The following is a 19,008-nucleotide window of genomic DNA, read 5'->3' on the forward strand; positions in this document are numbered from 1 at the left end:
GTCTCATTATTTGCGGTTTCGAATTTTTCTATGCGTTAAAAACCGAGGTTTTTTATCGTTATTTAGCGCCTTTATCTTATTGACGAGCTGGTAATCTCTGCTACGTGAAAAATCATCCAGGGGATCAGAATGTCGGCAATACAGGGGATTGAAGGGGTTATCAGCCAGCTACAGGCCACGGCGATGTCAGCGAAGATGCAGGATGTGCAGCCACAATCGACCGTGAGTTTTGCCGGACAACTGCACGCGGCATTGGACAGAATCAGCGATGTGCAAACCGCCTCTCGCGTTCAGGCTGAAAAATTTACCCTGGGTGAACCAGGCATTGCGCTAAATGACGTGATGACCGATATGCAGAAAGCGTCGGTTTCGATGCAGATGGGCATTCAGGTGCGTAACAAACTGGTATCAGCCTACCAGGAAGTCATGTCGATGCAGGTGTAGGTTTTGTTGGTTTTTTCACTATTCCAGTTTGTGCCAGAATAGTGAATGCTCATGTTATGATAGTGCGGCCTTATTATCGGCCGCATTTTTTATCTCCAGTATCTGGGATAAAAATCAATATATTGACTGATACTGTACACGGATGTAATGACACAAATGATAGCAATAAGAAGAAATGCGATTTTTCCGATTTTTTCTATTCTCATTGCGGACAAGGCAATAAGAAAAGTAATAAGAAATCCAATTTTAATCCTGTCAAATGTGTATGTCGCCGCGTGTTCAAACATAGCAATATTTTCTATCAACATAAAGCAAATGATTGCGATTAAAACGGAAATTTTAATGTATTGATCTTTGCTAAAACTATTGCTTTTCTTGATAAATAATGAGGCGAATGCCAAAAGAATCGAGGAAATTAACCATGGACCATATGCCTGATATACAGATAGCCACCATTCACTCCAGCCAATATATGTTTTCTCCATTCCCCGGATGCTTGCCCGACTGGATAATTCGTTAAAGTATGGCCCAAGTCCAACCATGAACGAATAATACCAAAGCAGTGTCAAACCACCTGAAATTGCTATCAGAGTGTAAATGATTGTATTTTTATATCCGGATTTTAGCTTGAAGTCATGAATAAGAACAACGACGAATAATGCGATACACATCAGGTATGCGGTCCACTCAATCCAGCATGCAAGGGCTGATATGATGCCTAGTGCAATCACCGTCCTGCGGTTTATGCCCATAGCCACTATCAGAAATGCGGCGGCTGCAAAAATCTGGAATGTTTGATGTGCCCACATTGATAGTTGATGAGAGTGCATCGGTTCAACGGCAAATAACATCGGAATGACGGACAGGAAGGAAATTATCTCACTATGTTTTGATGTTCTGGTTATTGTTGAGATGGCAAAGTAAATAAGAATAATCGAAATAATCCAAAATAGCATATTGACCCATTGCAACATCTCCCAGGATATCGGTATCCCCGATACCAGTGAGGCCATTTTTATTACACCATAGGCAACTACCATTGAACCGGGTGGGAAGGATATATATATGGCTTCGTTATTTATTCTCGGAGAGGGCAGAACTGCTGAGCCTGGTATTGATGGGTTATCTGTAACTGTGCATGGGTTAACTAAATCAACACATGGGCGGGATATAGCAAAATAATGTTGGTTGAATGGAAGGGTATCATAGCGTTTTAATGTGTTGAAAAAATGAGCTGATGCCTCGGCGTTTTCCCATCTTTGATTCCAGTGACTTTTGTCAGACGGTGAACCATGATTATAACTATACAGGCTTATCGCTGTGACCAACCACAGAGCAGTAATGATTACGGCCCCTATGAGGGTAGACTTACGCATCAGACTTCCTTATTTTAGTGAACCTTTGTGATTTAACAAAAATTTATAAATTAATGCAGGTCAATGTTGTGTCCATATGTCTACAGGATGATTCATGAATGGTGTGGGCTGGAGTAAACAAAGGTGCACATTGGGTAGAGGCTGGCATTATACAGATTATGGTAACTATAGTGTCATTGATTTTAGGCTGCCAGTGCATTGTTGTTGTATAAAAGGCGAGAGAAAAAGCGTTGCGGCAACAACGACTCATATTGACGCTCCCGCAGCGTATCGCTGTGGGAGCGCTGGGTTATTTTTGAATCAGATAGCGAATAGTTGGCCCATCCTGCTGAATATCCAGCACCGTATACCCATGGTTACGCGCATCCAGCGGAATATTGTTGATTGACTGCGGGCAATCGCTGACCACTTCCAGAATTTCACCTTTCTTCAACTGCGGCATGGCTTCCAGCGTGGCAACAGCCGGGTAAGGACACGGTTCACCGACCATGTCGAGGCGATAATCAGGGACGATATTTTTCATGCGGATTCCTTAGCTGGCGTCAGCCCGGCACGGCGGAAGAAACGCTTTTCCCAACCGATGATGAGCATCAACGCGATAAACAACAGCAGATAAGTCACCAGTAGCCCGCCGAGCGGCCCAAAGGTGTCGAGCAGATTCACTTTATCCCAACGAGTGGCGAGGGCAGGGGCAAAGTCATCCCAGTAGTAAGCCAGAATGGTCGAACCGATAACGTTACCCAGTCCCACCCACCAGTAATGCACCTGACCCTCAACCGCACGGTACATCCAGCCAGTTTCACACCCGCCCGCCAGTACGATCCCGAAACCAAACAGTAAGCCGCCGATCACCGCATTTGGACCGGCCCACATAATCTTCGGCTCAACGCCCAGTTGCACATAGCTAAAGATACCAATGGCGCTCACCGCCATGCCGAAGATGATGGCTTTTGCCATATGGGTGCGCCCGGAAATCCACAAATCGCGGAAGGCCGAGGTAAAGCAGATTTGCGCCCGTTCAATCAGCAGGCCGAACCCAACGCCAAACAACATGGCCAGACCCAGCTTCGGCTTGTCCATTGCGGTCAGTAGCGCCCAACCGATCATGCCGATAAATACCAGCATACCGAGGCGGAAACGACGACGCGCTTGTTCCGGCTTTTGCGTCAGCGGGGAGGCGGCGGACACTTTCTGCATTTTGACCGGAATACGAAACATCGGCAGCAGGGTAAAGCGGGCGCCAAACCATGAGCCCATTGCCGTCGCCAGCGCGAAGAACCAGGCATGCAGCGAGAACTGTGGAATGCCGGTAAAAAACGCGGCCAGGTTACAGCCCATTGCCAGGCGGGCGCCGAAACCGGCGATCATCCCGCCGACCACCGCCTGCAGAATGCGGATCCGACTGCGCGGCATGCGTAATTTGACGTTGTTGGCCCACAGCGCGGCAGCGAAACAGCCGCCGAACATACCGAGGATCATCATCCCGTCGATACGGGTCAGGGGCGAGCCTTCGAGGTGGATCAGTTTATAGTATCCCCACTCTTCGGCGTGCACGCCAAACAGTTGCAGGATTTGCCCACCCCAGCGGGTAAATTCGCCGGTAACAGCCCAGAAGGTTCCCGTAATGCCGAAATAGTAGGTGGAGAGAATACCCGCTGCGATAACCGCAGGGGCAGGGGCCCAAAATTTAATTAACCAGGCCTGTTTGAAGTGTTGCCATGACATGCGTTGTGCCTCTGAACTCAGAAGGTATGTAACAAGAAGCGTGGATATTACACCTGTCAGAATTTTTGACTATGAGTAATAAGAGGTAACACCGTCTGGATCAATCTTTCTCCGGGCTGCCGAAAGGCTGGCGACATCAGGGCTTTAATGCCACAATCCCCTTTTCTTCGCATGCAGGATGAATGATGAAAAAATTAGCAATCGTTGGTGCATTGTTGGTGCTTGCCGGCTGCGCCGAGGTACAAAATTATAATGATGTGGTGAAAACACCAGCCCCTGCCGGTCTGGCAGGTTACTGGCAGTCGAAAGGTCCGCAGCGCGCGCTGGTGAGTCCGGAAGCGATCGCCAGTCTGATTGTCACCAAAGAGGGGGATACGCTGGATTGCCGTCAGTGGCAGCGAGTGATTGCCGTCCCCGGTAAATTGACCATGCTCTCCGGTGACCTCACCAACGTGACGGTGAAACGCGAGCTGTATGAAATCGATCGCGATGGCAATACGCTGGATTATGACGGTATGACGCTGCAACGGGTAGAACGCCCGACGCAGGAGTGTGCCGAGGTGTTAAAGAAAACGCCGTTAGCCACACCACTGCCATAAGCGTTGCACCCCGGTAGCCTGTCGCCACCGGGGTTAAGTGCTACAACACGTCTTCAATCACCCACACGCTGACGCTGCCGCCATCACAGAAAAACGTCGCCACGCCGTTTTCATCGGTCACTACGCTTTCTTGGCGATTCCCCAGATAATCACGCCAGGTTTTATTGCCGTAATTTGCGCCAAGCGCGATGCTCTTTTCACCGTCATCGCCATTGGACAGCACGACGACGCACCCGGGATCATCATCCGTACCGCTGCGACTGAAGGCGATACAGTTTGGATGATCAAAATAGAGCGTTTGTACGCCGTGGGCGAAGCGTTGGCGGGCCAGGATCAAGTCATCAAGTTGTTCAATAATCGGCATATCGATGGTGTAGGTTTCGCCATCACCGCCAGTATCTTCATAATGTGCGCCGTAGAGATCGGGGTAGAACACTGACGGCACACCGTTTTCGCGCAGCAGGATCAGTGCGTAGGCCAGCGGCTTAAACCATGCCTCGACCGGGGCTTCCAGCGCCTGTAACGGCTGGGTATCATGGTTCGCAACCAGCGTCACCGCATGAAAGGGATCGGCCTCCACCAGCGTATCGGTGAAAATCTGGCTCATGTCATAATCGCGCCCCTGGCGGGACGCTTCGTGAAACTTCATTTGCAAAGGGGCATCAAACAGCATGGTTTTCCCCTCGACCTGGTTAATATAGGTTTGCAGTTTATCGACCTCATGGGACCAGTATTCCGCCACGATAAACAGCGGCTTCGGGGCGACTTCCTGGACGTGCTCGATCCACTCTTTATAGAACCACGCCGGGATATGTTTGACGGCATCCAGACGAAAACCATCGCAATGGGTTTGATCCATCACCCAACGTGCCCAGTATTTGAGCTCTTCGGTCACGGCATGATTGCGAAAATCGATATTTTCGCCCATCAGGTAGTCAAAGTTGCCCAGTTCGTCATCGACCTGATCGTTCCAGCCTTCGCCGGTATAATCATTAACGATTTTAAAAATGCCGTCCTCGGCGGGATTTTCAATATGATCGATGCCGCTGAAGCATTTGTAGTCCCAAATGAATTGAGAGTACTGACCCGCACGGGCGGGGAAGGTATAGCGGGTCCAGGCCTCGCATTCGACGATCTCATCGTCAATCTGCGTGCGGTCATCGGCGTTGACGCGCTGAACCTGAATGTGTTCTTTCTCATCGGCGCCCATTTTATGGTTGACCACCACATCCAGCAGTACCGCAATATCGTTGTGCTTTAACGCGTCGATTGCCGCCAGTAACTGATTTTTATCGCCGTATTTGGTGGCAATAGTGCCTTTCTGGTCGAATTCGCCTAAATCAAACAGATCGTAGGAGTCATAGCCAACGGAGTACCCGCCGGACGCACCTTTATAGGCGGGAGGCAGCCATACCATATTGATGCCGATATCGTTTAGTCCGTCCGCGCGTGCGGCGAGCTCCGGCCAGAGCTGGCCGCCATCAGGGTAATACCAGTGGAAGTACTGCAATAAGGTGGGATTTTTCATCTTCCGTGCTCCAGAAGCCGTTTGGCCGACCTCTGGAGTATGGAAGATTATTCAGACGTAACGGGAAATTATTGTGGGGCAGTTGGGGCGTCGGGAACCAGCAACATACCGGAAAGCCGGCCGTAGGCGTTATTTAGCGTCTTCTGGCGGGTTGACTGACCGATCAGCGTGCTGAGTTCATCCAGACGCTGTTGCAGTAATGCTTTGAGCAACTGTTCGTTATCCAGCGTCTGTTTAATATACCCGGCAATCAAATCCTGAACGCTTCGCGTAATGCCAGATGGAGTTTGTTCTTCCATGACCACTTCAATACTTTGCAGATAGGTAACTTCCTGTTCCAGTAAAAGGTCCCATTCACCTCGCTGCGCCAGTTCCAGCAGCGAGTGACTGAGCAGCGCAATGCGCTGCCAACGGTTGATAAACTCCACGGCTGAGGTCATTAACGGGACTCCTGGGACGACGCGTTTGGTGAGATCTGTTTCCAGGCATCCGCGATGTTTCCGAGCAACCCTTCGACTTCTTCAATCGCCTGACAATCATTATTCAGATTTGCGTGCAATAAACGGCGAACCATATAGTCGTACAACGAAGAAAGATGGGTAGCGATCTCTCCTCCTTTTTCGTGGTCCAGGCCCGCCTTCAGACCATTATCGATGATATTGATTGCCTTGCTTAATGCTTCACCTTTGGCAACGATATCGCCTTGCTGCATAAACAGACGAGCGCGCACCAGGGCGCTATGTGCGCCATCAAACAACATTTCGATCAACTGATGCGGGTTGGCGCTCATCACGGCGCTTTCCACGCTGACCTGTGCATAGGCTTTGGTACCGCTCGCGGTATACATGCTTACCTCGTGTTATCAGGAATTATTCATCGCTGAAAATTGTTGGCCCAGATAGGTACTGGTGCTGTTCAGCTTACTCATCATGGAATCGAGTTGGGTAAACTGTGCTTTATAGCGAGCCACGACTTCATCAATGCTATTACTCACGGTCAGATACTGCTTAGTCAGCAGTTTCAGGTTGGCGTTAATATTGTCTTGCGCATTGTCGATAATACCGTCATCGGCCAGATAGCTTTTTACTTCGGTGGCAATCTTGGTGGTAATACCGGTTTCTTTGCCGTCACCCACCAACAGTTCACGGGTCGCTGCCGTGTTATCTTTCAGTGCCTTAGCCAGTTTTTCTTCATCAATTTTTAACTTGCCAGTGCCGCCATCCTGAGTAATGCCAATCTCAGACATGGTTTTAAACGGGGACTCGCTGCCGCTGTTAGCAAATGGCGCACGAATACCGTTTTGAATGGTACGGAGAACACTGTCGCCCAGTAACGCGCCGTTATCGGCACTGGCTGCTTCACCTGGTTCAACTTCTTTATATTTAGTCAGCGTACCAAAGGTATCGACCAGTGAGTTATAGGCTTCCACCCAGGCTTTAATTGCCGTTGTGGCCTTTTCATCACTTTTGGTTACCGTGATAGAGGCATCTTTTACTTCTTTGGTCAGTTGCAGCGTGATGCCCTGCGGTGCGTCAGTTACGGTATTGCTTTGACGTTCAATATCAATGCCGTTGACGGTCAGCTGCGCATTTTGCGCACCGACCAGTTGCTTCATTTTCCCGCTGCCCGCTTTGCTGTCATAGGACAGTAAATCGCTCAGTTTCGAATCATTCGAGACGGAGATGGTCATTTCGCTTTCAGTGCCGCTTTCCGCGGTTAACACCAACTGATAATCGTCTTCCTTAACCTTCACCAGACTTGCCGAAATACCGCTGTCCGCATCGTTAATGGCGTCACGAATATCCTCCAGAGAGGTTTCGCCTTTGCCTAACTTGATTTCCAGCGGTTCTTTACGACCCGGTTGTGAAATCGTTATGGTGCGTTCATCAACACTGGTATCGCCCAACTGTTCTTTGGTAGAGGTAATTTTGGACGTGGTTGATAGCGACTGTGCTTGTGCCAGTTTGGACACGCTGACGGTATATTTACCGGGAGCAGCACCGGCGGTCGTACTGACCTTTAAGTCTTCTGTGCTGCTACTTGCCGTGGTGCTTTTAAACAGATCGGCATTGTTCAGTGCGGTATTCGCCGTTTGAAATTTTTCTAATGCACTTTTCAGCGTACCGTACGCGGTCAGACGCGAGGTGTTAGCACTTTGCTGCTGGGTAATCGGCGTTAAACGCTTTTTCTCAGCAGTGGTTAAGTTTGTCAGCAATGTGTCCAGTGGTAAGTTCGAGCCAACGCCCAGTGATGTAAATGAAGGCATGCCTAATTCCTTGTGATTGCAAACAGTAGTTAACCGCTATATCGGCAATCTGCGCGCAAAGTTTAATAATAGTTTTGCAAAAATAATGCGCGGAATAGTGGTAATTAAAGCGGGTATTTCCGGGGCTAAAAAAAAATGGGCGGAAAGTGAAAATTTTCTAAAGTTCGAATTTAAGGTGCCGATACATGGGTTACGGTCAGAAACCGTGGGCAACAGCCCAATAACATCAAGTTGTAATTGATAAGGAAAAGATCATGGCACAAGTCATCAATACAAACAGCCTGTCGCTGTTGACCCAGAATAACCTGAACAAATCTCAGTCTTCTCTGAGCTCCGCTATCGAGCGTCTGTCTTCCGGTCTGCGTATCAACAGCGCGAAAGACGATGCTGCTGGTCAGGCGATTGCAAACCGTTTCACCTCTAACATCAAAGGTCTGACTCAGGCGTCCCGTAACGCCAACGATGGTATCTCCATCGCGCAGACCACTGAAGGTTCTCTGTCTGAAATCAACAACAACCTGCAGCGTGTTCGTGAGCTGGCGGTTCAGTCTTCTACCGGTACCAACTCCCAGTCTGACCTCGACTCCATCCAGGCTGAAATCACTCAGCGTCTGAACGAAATCGACCGCGTATCCGGCCAGACCCAGTTCAACGGCGTGAAAGTACTGGCGAAAGACAACACCCTGACCATCCAGGTCGGTGCTAACGATGGCGAAACCATCGATATCAACCTGAAAGAAATCAACTCCAAAACCCTGGGGCTGGATAGCCTGAGCGTGCAGGATGCTTATACAACTAAAGCAACTGCTGTAACTAAGGGTTACCAAGACGCAACGCCAACTCAGGCTATTACAGCACCGAGTGCTTCACAGTTAGAAGCAGCAACAGGTGCAGCCGCAACTAAAGGTGGTACCGGCACAATTCAGTTTAAAGATGGAAATTACTATGTAGATATCACTGGTTCCACAGGTGGTACTAGTGGTGATGGTCTTTATAAAGCGACAGTTACAAGCGCTGGTGCAATCACTATTGGTGAAAAAGAAACGACTCTTACTAAAGCAGATACGACTGTTGTAGCCAACGTACAGGTTGCAAAACCAGTTGATACCGCTGCGGCTGCAGGGCAACTGGTTACAGGTGGTGTCGCTACTGCAACAGGCGCTAACACTACACTGGTAAAAATGTCTTTTGAAGACAAAAATGGGAAAGCAATCGACGGTGGTTATGCCCTGAAAGTGGGAGAAAACTACTATGCAGCAGATTACGACGATAAAACAGGTAAAGTCACAGCTAAAACAGTTGATTACACTGATGACAAAGGCGTGGGCCAGAAAGCAGCTGTCCAATTCGGCGGTGTAAACGGCAAAACTGAAGTGGCAACTGTTGCTGGCAAACAGTACCTGGCGTCCAGCGTTAAAGGGCACGACTTCAAATCTGGTGCAGCGCTGAACGAAGTGGCAGCCAAGAAAACCGAAAGCCCGCTGGCGAAAATCGACGCGGCGCTGGCTCAGGTTGCTGACCTGCGTTCCGACCTGGGTGCGGTACAGAACCGTTTCAACTCTACCATCACCAACCTGGGTAACACCGTCAACAACCTGTCTGAAGCCCGTAGCCGTATCGAAGATGCTGACTACGCGACCGAAGTGTCCAACATGTCTCGCGCAAACATTCTGCAACAGGCGGGTACTTCTGTTCTGGCGCAGGCAAACCAGACCACGCAGAACGTCCTGTCTCTGCTGCGTTAATTTACACTTATCGCGCAAACCCCGCTTCGGCGGGGTTTTTTACATTCTGCTTTACCCGTAACCCCCAAATAACCCCCCATTTCACCCACTATTCACCCGATTAAAACCCCTGCAGAAACGGATAATCATGCCGATAACTCATTTAACGCAGGGCTGTTTATCGTGAATTCACTGTATACCGCTGAAGGTGTAATGGATAAACACTCGCTGTGGCAGCGTTATGTACCGTTGGTGCGTCACGAAGCATTGCGCCTTCAGGTGCGCTTGCCGGCGAGCGTGGAACTGGATGACCTGCTACAAGCGGGCGGCATCGGGTTATTGAATGCAGTTGACCGATATGACGCTTTGCAAGGAACGGCATTTACCACTTACGCAGTGCAGCGTATTCGTGGGGCTATGCTGGATGAACTACGCAGCCGGGACTGGGTGCCGCGTAGCGTTCGGCGTAATGCCCGCGAAGTGGCACAGGCGATGGGGCAACTGGAGCAGGAATTAGGGCGCAACGCGACGGAAACAGAAGTGGCGGAGCGTCTGGGGATCCCTGTACAAGAGTATCGTCAGATGTTGCTTGATACCAATAACAGCCAACTCTTCTCATACGACGAGTGGCGGGAAGAGCATGGCGATAGTATTGAGCTGGTGACAGAAGAGCATCAGCAAGAAAACCCGTTACAACAGCTTCTTGAGGGGAACCTCCGTCAGCGCGTGATGGATGCGATCGACGCATTGCCGGAGCGCGAGAAGCTGGTATTGACGCTGTACTATCAGGAAGAGCTGAATCTGAAAGAGATTGGTGCTGTTCTGGAAGTCGGCGAATCACGGGTCAGTCAGTTGCACAGCCAGGCTATCAAACGTCTACGCACCAAGCTGGGTAAGCTATAAGGGGTAATCTTTGCCCCTGAACAATGCCGCATAACGTATTGACTACCAGGAGTTCTCATGACGGTGCAGCAATCAAAAAGACGGCCACTAAGCCGCTACCTCAAAGATTTCAAACACAGCCAGACGCATTGCGCCCATTGCTTTAAGTTGCTCGACAGGATCACGCTGGTTCGCCGCGGACAGATTGTGAATAAGATAGCCATCTCCCGCCTGGACACGTTGCTTGATGATGCTGAATGGGCACAGGAGAAAAAAGAGTGGGTGGCGTTATGCCGTTTCTGCGGTGATTTGCATTGCAAAGAGCAAAGCGACTTCTTTGACATCATCGGCTTTAAACAATTTTTGTTTGAGCAAACCGAAATGAGTCACGGTACGGTGCGCGAATATGTTGTTCGCCTGCGTCGTCTCGGCAATCATCTGACCGAACAAAAAATTTCTCACGACCTGCTGCAGGAAGGGTTCCTCGACGAAAACCTCGCCCCGTGGCTGCCAGAAACCAGCACCAATAACTACCGCATTGCGCTACGTAAGTATGAGCAGTTTAAAGCCCATACGCATATGGGGCATATGCAGAAATCCGCCTGGACAGCCAGTTCTGATATATATTAAAAACGAATAAGGTGTAACAGAGTCGTGTTTGTGAATTACGGCGAACGTTCTACACTACGCTCATACACACGTTATCCTTCAAGCTGTCTCTGCGTTGGCGCCCCAGTCACTTACTTTAGTAAGCTCCTGGGGACTTACTCGCTTGCCGCCTTGATGCAACTCGAATGATTTTGTGGATAAATAGCAGTCACTAATGACAATATTCGGGGTAACTATGAAATTAGCACTTCTGGGACGTCAGGCGCTGATGGGTGTAATGGCTGTTGCACTTGTCGCGGGTATGAGCGCAAAAACATTTGCGGACGAAGGTCTGTTAAATAAAGTGAAAGAGCGCGGTACGCTGCTGGTGGGGCTGGAAGGGACTTATCCCCCGTTTAGTTTCCAGGGTGACGACGGCAAACTGACCGGTTTTGAAGTGGAATTTGCCGAGGAGCTGGCTAAACATCTGGGTGTGAAAGCCTCGCTCAAGCCGACCAAATGGGACGGTATGCTGGCGTCGTTAGATTCCAAACGTATCGATGTGGTGATAAACCAGGTAACCATTTCTGACGAACGTAAGAAGAAATACGATTTCTCTACCCCGTATACGGTTTCTGGTATCCAGGCGCTGGTGAAGAAAGGTAACGAAGGCGTGATTAAGACCGCCGCGGACCTGAAAGGTAAAAAAGTCGGTGTTGGTCTGGGGACCAACTACGAAGAGTGGCTGCGCCAGAACGTGCAGGGCGTAGATATCCGTACCTATGATGATGACCCGACCAAATATCAGGATCTGCGCGTAGGCCGTATCGATGCCATTCTGGTTGACCGTCTGGCCGCGTTGGATCTGGTGAAGAAAACCAAAGATACCCTGGCCGTGACCGGTGAAGCTTTCTCCCGCCAGGAATCTGGTGTGGCGCTGCGTAAAGGCAATGAAGATCTGCTGAAAGCTGTAGATGCAGCCATTGCCGAGATGCAAAAAGACGGCACGCTGAAAGCCCTGTCCGAAAAATGGTTTGGAGCGGATGTGACGAAATAATCATCATCCGGATAAAAAAGGCGCCTTTAACAGCGCCTTTTTTTATTCCATTGCGCCTGAACGTGCATAATAAAAAGAACATCACAACAACTTCTACTCTCAGGCTTTTGGGCTGCTTGCTGCCCACAAGATGATGAGTAAACACCGGAGGCTCTATGCCACTGCATAACTTAACGCGCTTTCCCCGTCTGGAATTTATTGGCGCGCCAACGCCGCTCGAATATCTCCCGCGTTTCTCTGATTATCTCGGCCGCGATATTTTTATTAAACGCGATGACGTCACGCCGATGGCGATGGGCGGCAATAAACTGCGCAAACTGGAATTTCTGGCGGCGGACGCACTGCGTGAAGGCGCAGACACACTGATCACCGCAGGGGCTATTCAGTCGAACCACGTGCGTCAGACGGCGGCGGTCGCGGCGAAGCTGGGGCTGCACTGTGTGGCGCTGTTGGAAAACCCGATAGGCACGACCGCGGAAAATTATCTCAGTAACGGTAACCGCCTGCTGCTGGATCTGTTCAATACCCAGATTGAAATGTGTGATGCGCTGACCGATCCAAATGCGCAGCTTCAGGAACTGGCGACGCGGATTGAAGCGCAGGGGTTCCGCCCGTATGTGATCCCGGTTGGCGGTTCTAACGCGTTGGGCGCATTGGGTTATGTCGAAAGCGCACTGGAAATTGCTCAGCAGTGTGAAGGTGCCGTAGAACTGTCATCCGTCGTGGTAGCGTCGGGCAGCGCAGGAACGCACGCCGGGCTGGCGGTAGGGCTGGAACAATTGATGCCGAACGTTGAGCTTATCGGTGTCACCGTTTCACGCAGCGTTGCTGACCAAAAACCAAAAGTCGTTGCGTTGCAGCAGGCGATTGCCAGTGAGCTGGAGCTGACCGCGGCGGCAGAGATTTTACTGTGGGATGATTATTTTGCGCCGGGTTACGGTACGCCAAATGAAGAAGGCATGGAGGCGGTAAAACTGTTGGCACGTCTGGAAGGCATCTTGTTGGACCCGGTGTATACCGGTAAAGCGATGGCAGGCCTGATTGACGGTATCAGCCAGAAACGCTTTAAAGATGAAGGGCCAATCCTCTTTATTCATACCGGTGGGGCACCTGCGTTGTTTGCCTACCATCCCCATGTATGACAACCAGGTAGAAAAATACGAATGCAAGAAAGTATCCAACTGGTCATTGATTCGCTGCCGTATCTGCTGAAAGGGGCGGTATTTACGCTCCAACTGAGTATCGGCGGGATGTTTTTTGGCCTGGTGCTGGGGTTCATCCTGGCGCTAATGCGTTTATCGTCACTGTTGCCTGTGCGCTGGCTGGCGCGCTTTTATATCTCGGTCTTTCGCGGTACGCCGTTAATTGCCCAGCTGTTTATGATCTACTATGGTCTGCCGCAGTTTGGGATTGAGCTGGACCCGATCCCGGCTGCAATGATCGGTCTGTCGCTGAATACCGCGGCTTACGCGGCAGAAACGCTGCGTGCGGCCATCTCCTCCATTGATAAAGGGCAGTGGGAAGCCGGGGCGAGTATCGGTATGACGCCGTGGCAGACGATGCGTAGGGCGATTCTCCCGCAGGCGGCACGCGTGGCATTGCCGCCGCTGAGCAACAGTTTTATCAGTCTGGTGAAAGACACCTCACTGGCCGCGACCATCCAGGTACCGGAACTGTTCCGCCAGGCGCAGCTGATTACTTCACGCACGCTGGAGGTGTTTACCATGTATCTGGCGGCCTCGCTGATTTACTGGGTCATGGCGACGGTGCTTTCTGCGCTGCAGAACTATTTTGAAGAACAGCTCAACCGCCAGGAGAGAGATCCGAAATGAGTGCTATTGAAGTCAGAAACCTGGTGAAAAAATTTCACGGGCAAACGGTACTGCACGGCATTGATCTGGACGTTAAGCCTGGAGAAGTCGTGGCGATTATCGGGCCGAGCGGTTCAGGCAAAACCACGCTGCTACGCAGTATTAATTTGCTGGAACAACCAGAGGCGGGCACCATCAAGGTCGGAGACATTACCATTGATACCGCACGCTCCTTAAGCCAGCAGAAAGGACTGATTCGCCAGTTGCGCCAGCATGTGGGGTTTGTGTTCCAGAACTTTAATTTATTTCCACATCGCACCGTACTGGAAAACATTATTGAAGGTCCGGTCATTGTGAAGGGAGAAGCGAAGGCGGAGGCGACAGCGCGTGCGCGTGAACTTCTGGCAAAGGTTGGGCTTGCGGGTAAAGAGAGTAGCTATCCACGGCGGTTATCCGGCGGTCAGCAGCAGCGTGTCGCCATTGCCCGGGCGCTGGCTATGCGTCCGGAAGTGATTCTTTTTGATGAACCGACCTCCGCGCTGGACCCGGAACTGGTTGGCGAAGTGCTTAATACTATTCGTCAGCTGGCGCAGGAAAAACGCACCATGGTCATTGTGACACATGAAATGAGTTTTGCGCGTGACGTTGCTGACCGGGCGATATTTATGGATCAGGGCAAGATAGTGGAGCAGGGGCCGGCAAAATCCTTATTTACGCATCCACAGCAACCGCGAACCCGTCAGTTTCTTGAAAAGTTCCTGATGCAATAAAAGGTCAGAGAGCACTCATCGAAATAGTTTTTTTGGTGAGTGTTTATTGCATAACTATTTATAATTACTGCTTTATTATTATTGCTTCATCCTGCCAGCATTGTGGGCTGTTACGTTACACTCAAGTAATTTGTTATTTGTCCGATAATTTGCATATATAAAATACATTTATGTGTTAGCTTGTTTCATACATTTGGATGATTATCAATCTCAGGGGCATTACCACTTAGTATGCAGGATCATGATTTCTTCACCTGGCGACGGAGCATGCTGTTACGCTTTCAGGAAATGGCGGCGGCAGAGGATGTCTATAACGAATTACAACATCAGACGCAGCACTTAGAGTTCGATTTTTATGCGCTCTGTGTCCGGCATCCCGTACCCTTTACCCGACCTAAAACGGTACTTCATACGACGTATCCCAAAGCCTGGGTCGCACATTATCAATCAGAAAATTATTTCGCTATCGATCCGGTACTGAAACCCGAAAACTTCAGTCAGGGCCACTTACCGTGGGATGATACCCTGTTCCGTGACGCACAACCGCTGTGGGACGCCGCGCGTAATCACGGTCTGCGCAAGGGGATGACGCAATGCTTAATGTTGCCAAACCGGGCACTAGGCTTTTTGTCCGTGTCACGCGCGAGTTTGCGTAATGGCCGCTTTGCACAGGATGAAGTCGAGCTCAGGATGCAACTGCTGGTACGAGAAAGTCTGTCAGTACTTATGCGGCTGGAAGATGACATGGTCATGGCGCCGGAGATGCGCTTTAGCAAGCGCGAAAAAGAGATTCTGAAATGGACAGCTGAGGGGAAAACCTCTTCCGAGATAGCAATGATTCTGTCGATCTCTGAAAATACCGTTAACTTTCATCAGAAGAATATGCAGAAGAAGTTTAACGCGCCAAACAAAACACAGATTGCTTGTTATGCTGCCGCAACGGGGCTTATCTGAATAAAATGTCGTTCTGAGTGTCAGACGCAAAACCGGCTGAGAGCATCGCTGTCAGCCGGTTTCTTATCACTGACGATAGGCCTGTTTAATTTGTTTAACAGTGCTGGTAAATACCGCGGCCTGTGTTTCGTCCTCAATTAGCGCGATCTGTTTTTCCATTTTAAGAATCACGCGTCCTGCATCGGCTTGTCCCATAGCCTGCAGCATCAGCGTTAACATGGCCTTCAGGCAGGTGACTTCATTAGCCAGTTCTTGATTATTCTCAGCAGTGGAAAAATCAGGCGTACTCATTTATTTTCCTCGTTATGTTTCAATGAAAAAGTGCGATGGCAAACGTCAAGGCGGCGGAGTATACCATAAGCTCGGCTAAAAATATCTGAGGTTGTTTTTTGCGCAAACAAAACCCAATGAGATTAAAATAAACAAGATGTTGCAGTGCATATATTTTCTCCACTCTTTGTTTATTCCGAGTATTTTACTCGTTAATTATTGTTACAAGCTTACCTTCCTATTTAGCATTCGACGTAAGAATATGAATTTTTTGTCACTATTCTGAAACAGCTATGCAGATATACGTGCGGGCAAACGCCCTTCACCCGTGAAAGTTTCCACAGTTCGTACAATCTAATTTCCAAAAACGAGAGCAAAATCGAAAGTCGGGTGTTTTTTAGATTTCAAAGTTGAGATAAAACCCGTTAACATAGGACCGATTAACTATCGGTAGCGTTATCCCTATTCTGGAGATATTCCTTTGATCAACGTTTTTCTTGTTGATGACCACGAACTGGTGCGCGCAGGGATACGACGCATTCTGGAAGATATAAAAGGCATTAAAGTTGTCGGCGAGGCGTGCTGCGGCGAAGATGCGGTCAAATGGTGCCGCGCTAACGCTGTCGACGTTGTGCTGATGGACATGAATATGCCCGGTATTGGCGGTCTGGAGGCAACCCGCAAAATTGCGCGTTCCTCGGCTGACATTAAAGTGATCATGTTGACTGTTCATACCGAAAACCCGTTGCCGGCAAAAGTTATGCAGGCGGGAGCCGCGGGCTATCTCAGTAAGGGAGCCGCCCCTCAGGAAGTCGTGAGCGCGATTCGTTCGGTTTTTTCCGGACAGCGCTACATTGCTTCCGATATTGCTCAACAAATGGCGCTTAGCCAGATTGAGCCAGAGAAAACGGAAACCCCGTTTGCCAGTTTGTCTGAACGTGAATTGCAGATTATGCTGATGATCACCAAAGGCCAGAAGGTCAATGAGATCTCAGAACAACTGAATCTTAGTCCCAAAACAGTGAACAGCTACCGCTATCGAATGTTCAGTAAATTAAACATTCATGGCGATGTGGAGCTGACTCACCTGGCAATTCGCCATGGCCTGTGTAATGCGGAGACATTAACAAGCCTGTGACCGAACAGTTCGATGCTAAAGCGTTTCTGAAAACTGTGACCAGCCAGCCTGGCGTCTATCGTATGTACGATACCGCCGGGACGGTTATCTATGTCGGTAAAGCGAAAGACCTGAAAAAACGGCTCTCCAGCTATTTCCGCAGCAACCTCGCGTCGCGTAAAACCGAAGCGCTGGTGGCACAAATTCAGCAGATTGATGTCACGGTGACGCACACCGAAACTGAAGCATTATTGCTTGAGCACAATTACATCAAGCTGTACCAACCGCGCTATAACGTATTGCTGCGCGATGATAAATCCTATCCCTTTATTTTCCTCAGTGGCGATACCCATCCGCGTCTGGCGACGCATCGCGGTGCGAAGCATGCTAAAGGTGAATACTTTGGACCGTTTCCTAACGGTTACGCCGTCCGTGAAACACTGGCGTTATTGCAGAAAATTTTCCCAATACGTCAATGCGAAAATAGCGTTTATCGCAACCGCTCGCGCCCGTGTTTGCAATATCAGATTGGCCGCTGTCTTGGGCCATGTGTCGCCGGTCTGGTGAGTGAAGAAGAGTACGCGCAGCAGGTCGACTATGTACGGCTGTTTTTATCCGGCAAAGACGACCAGGTGCTAACGCAACTGATCGCCCGGATGGAGAAGGCCAGCCAGAACCTTGAGTTTGAAGAGGCCGCGCGCATCCGCGACCAAATTCAGGCAGTTCGCCGCGTTACTGAAAAACAGTTTGTTTCCAATACTGGCGACGATCTGGATGTTATCGGCGTGGCATTTGATGCCGGAATGGCCTGCGTACACGTCTTGTTCATTCGTCAGGGCAAAGTGTTAGGCAGTCGCAGCTATTTTCCTAAAGTACCAGGGGGAACGGAACTGGGCGAGGTGGTTGAAACCTTCGTTGGGCAGTTCTATTTACAGGGTAGCCAGGTGCGAACCTTGCCTGGTGAGATCCTGCTTGATTTCAATCTTAGCGATAAGACGCTGTTGGCTGACTCTTTGTCTGAGCTGGCCGGGCGGAAGATTAACGTCCAGACGAAACCGCGAGGCGATCGCGCCCGATATTTGAAGCTGGCGCGTACCAATGCGGCTACGGCGTTAACCACCAAACTTTCCCAGCAGTCCACGATTACCCAACGTCTGACGGCGCTGGCATCCGTGCTGAAACTGCCTGCGGTAAAACGCATGGAGTGTTTTGACATTAGCCACACGATGGGCGAGCAGACCGTTGCCTCCTGCGTAGTTTTTGACGCTAACGGGCCGCTGCGCGCAGAGTATCGCCGCTATAACATTACGGGTATTACGCCGGGTGATGATTACGCGGCGATGAACCAGGTACTGCGCCGGCGTTACGGTAAGGCAATAGAAGAAAGCAAGATCCCGGATGTTATTTTGATCGACGGCGGTAAAGGCCAGCTAGGGCAGGCGAAAGCGGTTTTTGCTGAACTGGACGTGCCCTGGGATAAACAGCACCCTCTGTTACTGGGTGTGGCAAAAGGGGCAGATCGCAAAGCCGGCCTGGAAACCCTGTTTTTTGAACCGGAAGGCGAGGGGTTTAGCCTGCCGCCGGACTCCCCTGCGTTGCACGTGATTCAGCATATCCGCGATGAGTCTCACGATCACGCCATCAGCGGACACCGTAAAAAACGGGCGAAGGTGAAAAGCACCAGCACGCTGGAAACCATCGAAGGCGTTGGCCCTAAGCGCCGACAAATGTTGCTGAAATATATGGGGGGTTTGCAAGGGCTTCGTAACGCCAGTGTCGAAGAAATTGCAAAAGTGCCGGGTATTTCGCAAGCTCTGGCAGAAAAGATCTTCTACTCGTTGAAACATTAGGCCCTCTGTAGCAACATAGGGGTAATTTCACTGACAACAGATAGTTA

At 50.1% G+C, this 19,008-nt stretch carries 21 protein-coding genes; 12 read left to right on the forward strand and 9 right to left on the reverse strand.

Annotated elements, in window-relative coordinates:
- Positions 1–129: 129 nt before the first annotated feature.
- Positions 130–444, forward strand: coding sequence for a flagellar hook-basal body complex protein FliE (gene fliE / locus FDX19_RS02795; RefSeq protein ID WP_005127749.1), 315 nt, complete (start codon positions 130–132; stop codon positions 442–444).
- A gap of 89 nt (positions 445–533) precedes the next feature.
- On the opposite strand, the gene FDX19_RS02800 is transcribed toward fliE, so the two are convergent.
- From FDX19_RS02800 to yedE, 3 genes are all read right to left on the reverse strand, one after another.
- Positions 534–1,820, reverse strand: coding sequence for a hypothetical protein (locus tag FDX19_RS02800; protein WP_137381526.1), 1,287 nt, complete (start codon positions 1,818–1,820; stop codon positions 534–536).
- Positions 1,821–2,109: 289 nt separating this feature from the next.
- Complete coding sequence (gene yedF, locus FDX19_RS02805; protein ID WP_000790504.1) at positions 2,110–2,343, reverse strand: sulfurtransferase-like selenium metabolism protein YedF; 234 nt, start codon at positions 2,341–2,343, stop codon at positions 2,110–2,112.
- The gene (gene yedE, locus FDX19_RS02810) at positions 2,340–3,593 is read right to left on the reverse strand and encodes a selenium metabolism membrane protein YedE/FdhT (protein WP_323604746.1); all 1,254 of its coding nucleotides are present in this window, start codon (positions 3,591–3,593) and stop codon (positions 2,340–2,342) included. The genes yedF and yedE overlap by 4 nt, the downstream gene beginning before the upstream one ends.
- A gap of 137 nt (positions 3,594–3,730) precedes the next feature.
- On the opposite strand from yedE, the gene yedD reads away from it, so the two are divergent.
- The gene (gene yedD, locus FDX19_RS02815) at positions 3,731–4,144 is read left to right on the forward strand and encodes a lipoprotein YedD (RefSeq protein ID WP_137381860.1); all 414 of its coding nucleotides are present in this window, start codon (positions 3,731–3,733) and stop codon (positions 4,142–4,144) included.
- Positions 4,145–4,184: 40 nt separating this feature from the next.
- Here yedD and amyA read toward each other — a convergent pair whose 3' ends face one another.
- The 4 genes from amyA to fliD form a co-directional block, all read right to left on the reverse strand.
- Positions 4,185–5,672, reverse strand: a complete 1,488-nt coding sequence (amyA, locus tag FDX19_RS02820) for an alpha-amylase (RefSeq protein WP_137381527.1) — start codon at positions 5,670–5,672, stop codon at positions 4,185–4,187.
- A 68-nt stretch (positions 5,673–5,740) separates the two neighbouring features.
- Positions 5,741–6,112 carry a flagella biosynthesis regulatory protein FliT gene (gene fliT, locus FDX19_RS02825; protein ID WP_005127745.1) on the reverse strand — a complete coding sequence of 124 codons (372 nt, stop codon included), beginning with the start codon at positions 6,110–6,112 and terminating at the stop codon, positions 5,741–5,743.
- Positions 6,112–6,519 carry a flagellar export chaperone FliS gene (fliS, locus tag FDX19_RS02830; protein ID WP_005127744.1) on the reverse strand — a complete coding sequence of 136 codons (408 nt, stop codon included), beginning with the start codon at positions 6,517–6,519 and terminating at the stop codon, positions 6,112–6,114. The genes fliT and fliS overlap by 1 nt, the downstream gene beginning before the upstream one ends.
- A gap of 15 nt (positions 6,520–6,534) precedes the next feature.
- A complete protein-coding gene (gene fliD, locus FDX19_RS02835) occupies positions 6,535–7,938 on the reverse strand; it encodes a flagellar filament capping protein FliD (RefSeq protein ID WP_137381528.1) in 1,404 nt (467 codons plus the stop codon).
- A gap of 254 nt (positions 7,939–8,192) precedes the next feature.
- Between fliD and FDX19_RS02840 the strand changes: the two genes are divergently transcribed.
- The 8 genes from FDX19_RS02840 (at position 8,193) to sdiA (ending at position 15,724) form a co-directional block, all read left to right on the forward strand.
- A complete protein-coding gene (locus tag FDX19_RS02840; RefSeq protein WP_137381529.1) occupies positions 8,193–9,683 on the forward strand; it encodes a FliC/FljB family flagellin in 1,491 nt (496 codons plus the stop codon).
- A 162-nt stretch (positions 9,684–9,845) separates the two neighbouring features.
- Entirely contained in the window at positions 9,846–10,565 is a 720-nt protein-coding gene (fliA, locus tag FDX19_RS02845) for an RNA polymerase sigma factor FliA (protein WP_005127740.1), read from the forward strand.
- A 57-nt stretch (positions 10,566–10,622) separates the two neighbouring features.
- Complete coding sequence (fliZ, locus tag FDX19_RS02850; RefSeq protein WP_040232441.1) at positions 10,623–11,174, forward strand: flagella biosynthesis regulatory protein FliZ; 552 nt, start codon at positions 10,623–10,625, stop codon at positions 11,172–11,174.
- A 214-nt stretch (positions 11,175–11,388) separates the two neighbouring features.
- The gene (tcyJ, locus tag FDX19_RS02855; protein WP_119174357.1) at positions 11,389–12,189 is read left to right on the forward strand and encodes a cystine ABC transporter substrate-binding protein; all 801 of its coding nucleotides are present in this window, start codon (positions 11,389–11,391) and stop codon (positions 12,187–12,189) included.
- Positions 12,190–12,344: 155 nt separating this feature from the next.
- The gene (dcyD, locus tag FDX19_RS02860; RefSeq protein ID WP_137381530.1) at positions 12,345–13,331 is read left to right on the forward strand and encodes a D-cysteine desulfhydrase; all 987 of its coding nucleotides are present in this window, start codon (positions 12,345–12,347) and stop codon (positions 13,329–13,331) included.
- Between the two features lie 21 nt (positions 13,332–13,352).
- The gene (tcyL, locus tag FDX19_RS02865) at positions 13,353–14,021 is read left to right on the forward strand and encodes a cystine ABC transporter permease (RefSeq protein WP_048211320.1); all 669 of its coding nucleotides are present in this window, start codon (positions 13,353–13,355) and stop codon (positions 14,019–14,021) included.
- Positions 14,018–14,770 (forward strand): L-cystine ABC transporter ATP-binding protein TcyN, encoded by a 753-nt coding sequence (gene tcyN / locus FDX19_RS02870; RefSeq protein WP_137381531.1) that lies wholly within the window; start codon positions 14,018–14,020, stop codon positions 14,768–14,770. The genes tcyL and tcyN overlap by 4 nt, the downstream gene beginning before the upstream one ends.
- A 231-nt stretch (positions 14,771–15,001) precedes the next feature.
- A complete protein-coding gene (gene sdiA, locus FDX19_RS02875) occupies positions 15,002–15,724 on the forward strand; it encodes a transcriptional regulator SdiA (RefSeq protein WP_137381532.1) in 723 nt (240 codons plus the stop codon).
- A gap of 66 nt (positions 15,725–15,790) precedes the next feature.
- On the opposite strand, the gene FDX19_RS02880 is transcribed toward sdiA, so the two are convergent.
- The gene (locus tag FDX19_RS02880; protein ID WP_005127733.1) at positions 15,791–16,015 is read right to left on the reverse strand and encodes a DUF2594 family protein; all 225 of its coding nucleotides are present in this window, start codon (positions 16,013–16,015) and stop codon (positions 15,791–15,793) included.
- Entirely contained in the window at positions 16,012–16,125 is a 114-nt protein-coding gene (locus FDX19_RS02885) for a hypothetical protein (protein WP_137378369.1), read from the reverse strand. Before FDX19_RS02885 ends, FDX19_RS02880 begins: the two co-directional genes overlap by 4 nt.
- 350 nt (positions 16,126–16,475) lie before the next feature.
- Here FDX19_RS02885 and uvrY point away from each other — a divergent pair, with 350 nt between their 5' ends.
- Positions 16,476–17,132, forward strand: a complete 657-nt coding sequence (gene uvrY / locus FDX19_RS02890) for a UvrY/SirA/GacA family response regulator transcription factor (RefSeq protein WP_137381533.1) — start codon at positions 16,476–16,478, stop codon at positions 17,130–17,132.
- Complete coding sequence (uvrC, locus tag FDX19_RS02895; RefSeq protein WP_137381534.1) at positions 17,129–18,961, forward strand: excinuclease ABC subunit UvrC; 1,833 nt, start codon at positions 17,129–17,131, stop codon at positions 18,959–18,961. The genes uvrY and uvrC overlap by 4 nt, the downstream gene beginning before the upstream one ends.
- The last annotated feature ends 47 nt before the right edge of the window (positions 18,962–19,008 follow it).

It is taken from the genome of Citrobacter sp. wls619, from assembly GCF_005281345.1.
Taxonomy (GTDB): domain Bacteria; phylum Pseudomonadota; class Gammaproteobacteria; order Enterobacterales; family Enterobacteriaceae; genus Citrobacter.

Coding starts and splice junctions, on each gene's coding strand:
- fliE (WP_005127749.1), top strand. CDS start 130: ATGTCGGCAATACAGGGGATTGAAGGGGTTATCAGCCAGCTACAGGCC.
- FDX19_RS02800 (WP_137381526.1), bottom strand. CDS start 1,820: ATGCGTAAGTCTACCCTCATAGGGGCCGTAATCATTACTGCTCTGTGG.
- yedF (WP_000790504.1), bottom strand. CDS start 2,343: ATGAAAAATATCGTCCCTGATTATCGCCTCGACATGGTCGGTGAACCG.
- yedD (WP_137381860.1), top strand. CDS start 3,731: ATGAAAAAATTAGCAATCGTTGGTGCATTGTTGGTGCTTGCCGGCTGC.
- amyA (WP_137381527.1), bottom strand. CDS start 5,672: ATGAAAAATCCCACCTTATTGCAGTACTTCCACTGGTATTACCCTGAT.
- fliT (WP_005127745.1), bottom strand. CDS start 6,112: ATGACCTCAGCCGTGGAGTTTATCAACCGTTGGCAGCGCATTGCGCTG.
- fliS (WP_005127744.1), bottom strand. CDS start 6,519: ATGTATACCGCGAGCGGTACCAAAGCCTATGCACAGGTCAGCGTGGAA.
- fliD (WP_137381528.1), bottom strand. CDS start 7,938: ATGCCTTCATTTACATCACTGGGCGTTGGCTCGAACTTACCACTGGAC.
- FDX19_RS02840 (WP_137381529.1), top strand. CDS start 8,193: ATGGCACAAGTCATCAATACAAACAGCCTGTCGCTGTTGACCCAGAAT.
- fliZ (WP_040232441.1), top strand. CDS start 10,623: ATGACGGTGCAGCAATCAAAAAGACGGCCACTAAGCCGCTACCTCAAA.
- tcyJ (WP_119174357.1), top strand. CDS start 11,389: ATGAAATTAGCACTTCTGGGACGTCAGGCGCTGATGGGTGTAATGGCT.
- dcyD (WP_137381530.1), top strand. CDS start 12,345: ATGCCACTGCATAACTTAACGCGCTTTCCCCGTCTGGAATTTATTGGC.
- tcyL (WP_048211320.1), top strand. CDS start 13,353: ATGCAAGAAAGTATCCAACTGGTCATTGATTCGCTGCCGTATCTGCTG.
- tcyN (WP_137381531.1), top strand. CDS start 14,018: ATGAGTGCTATTGAAGTCAGAAACCTGGTGAAAAAATTTCACGGGCAA.
- sdiA (WP_137381532.1), top strand. CDS start 15,002: ATGCAGGATCATGATTTCTTCACCTGGCGACGGAGCATGCTGTTACGC.
- FDX19_RS02880 (WP_005127733.1), bottom strand. CDS start 16,015: ATGAGTACGCCTGATTTTTCCACTGCTGAGAATAATCAAGAACTGGCT.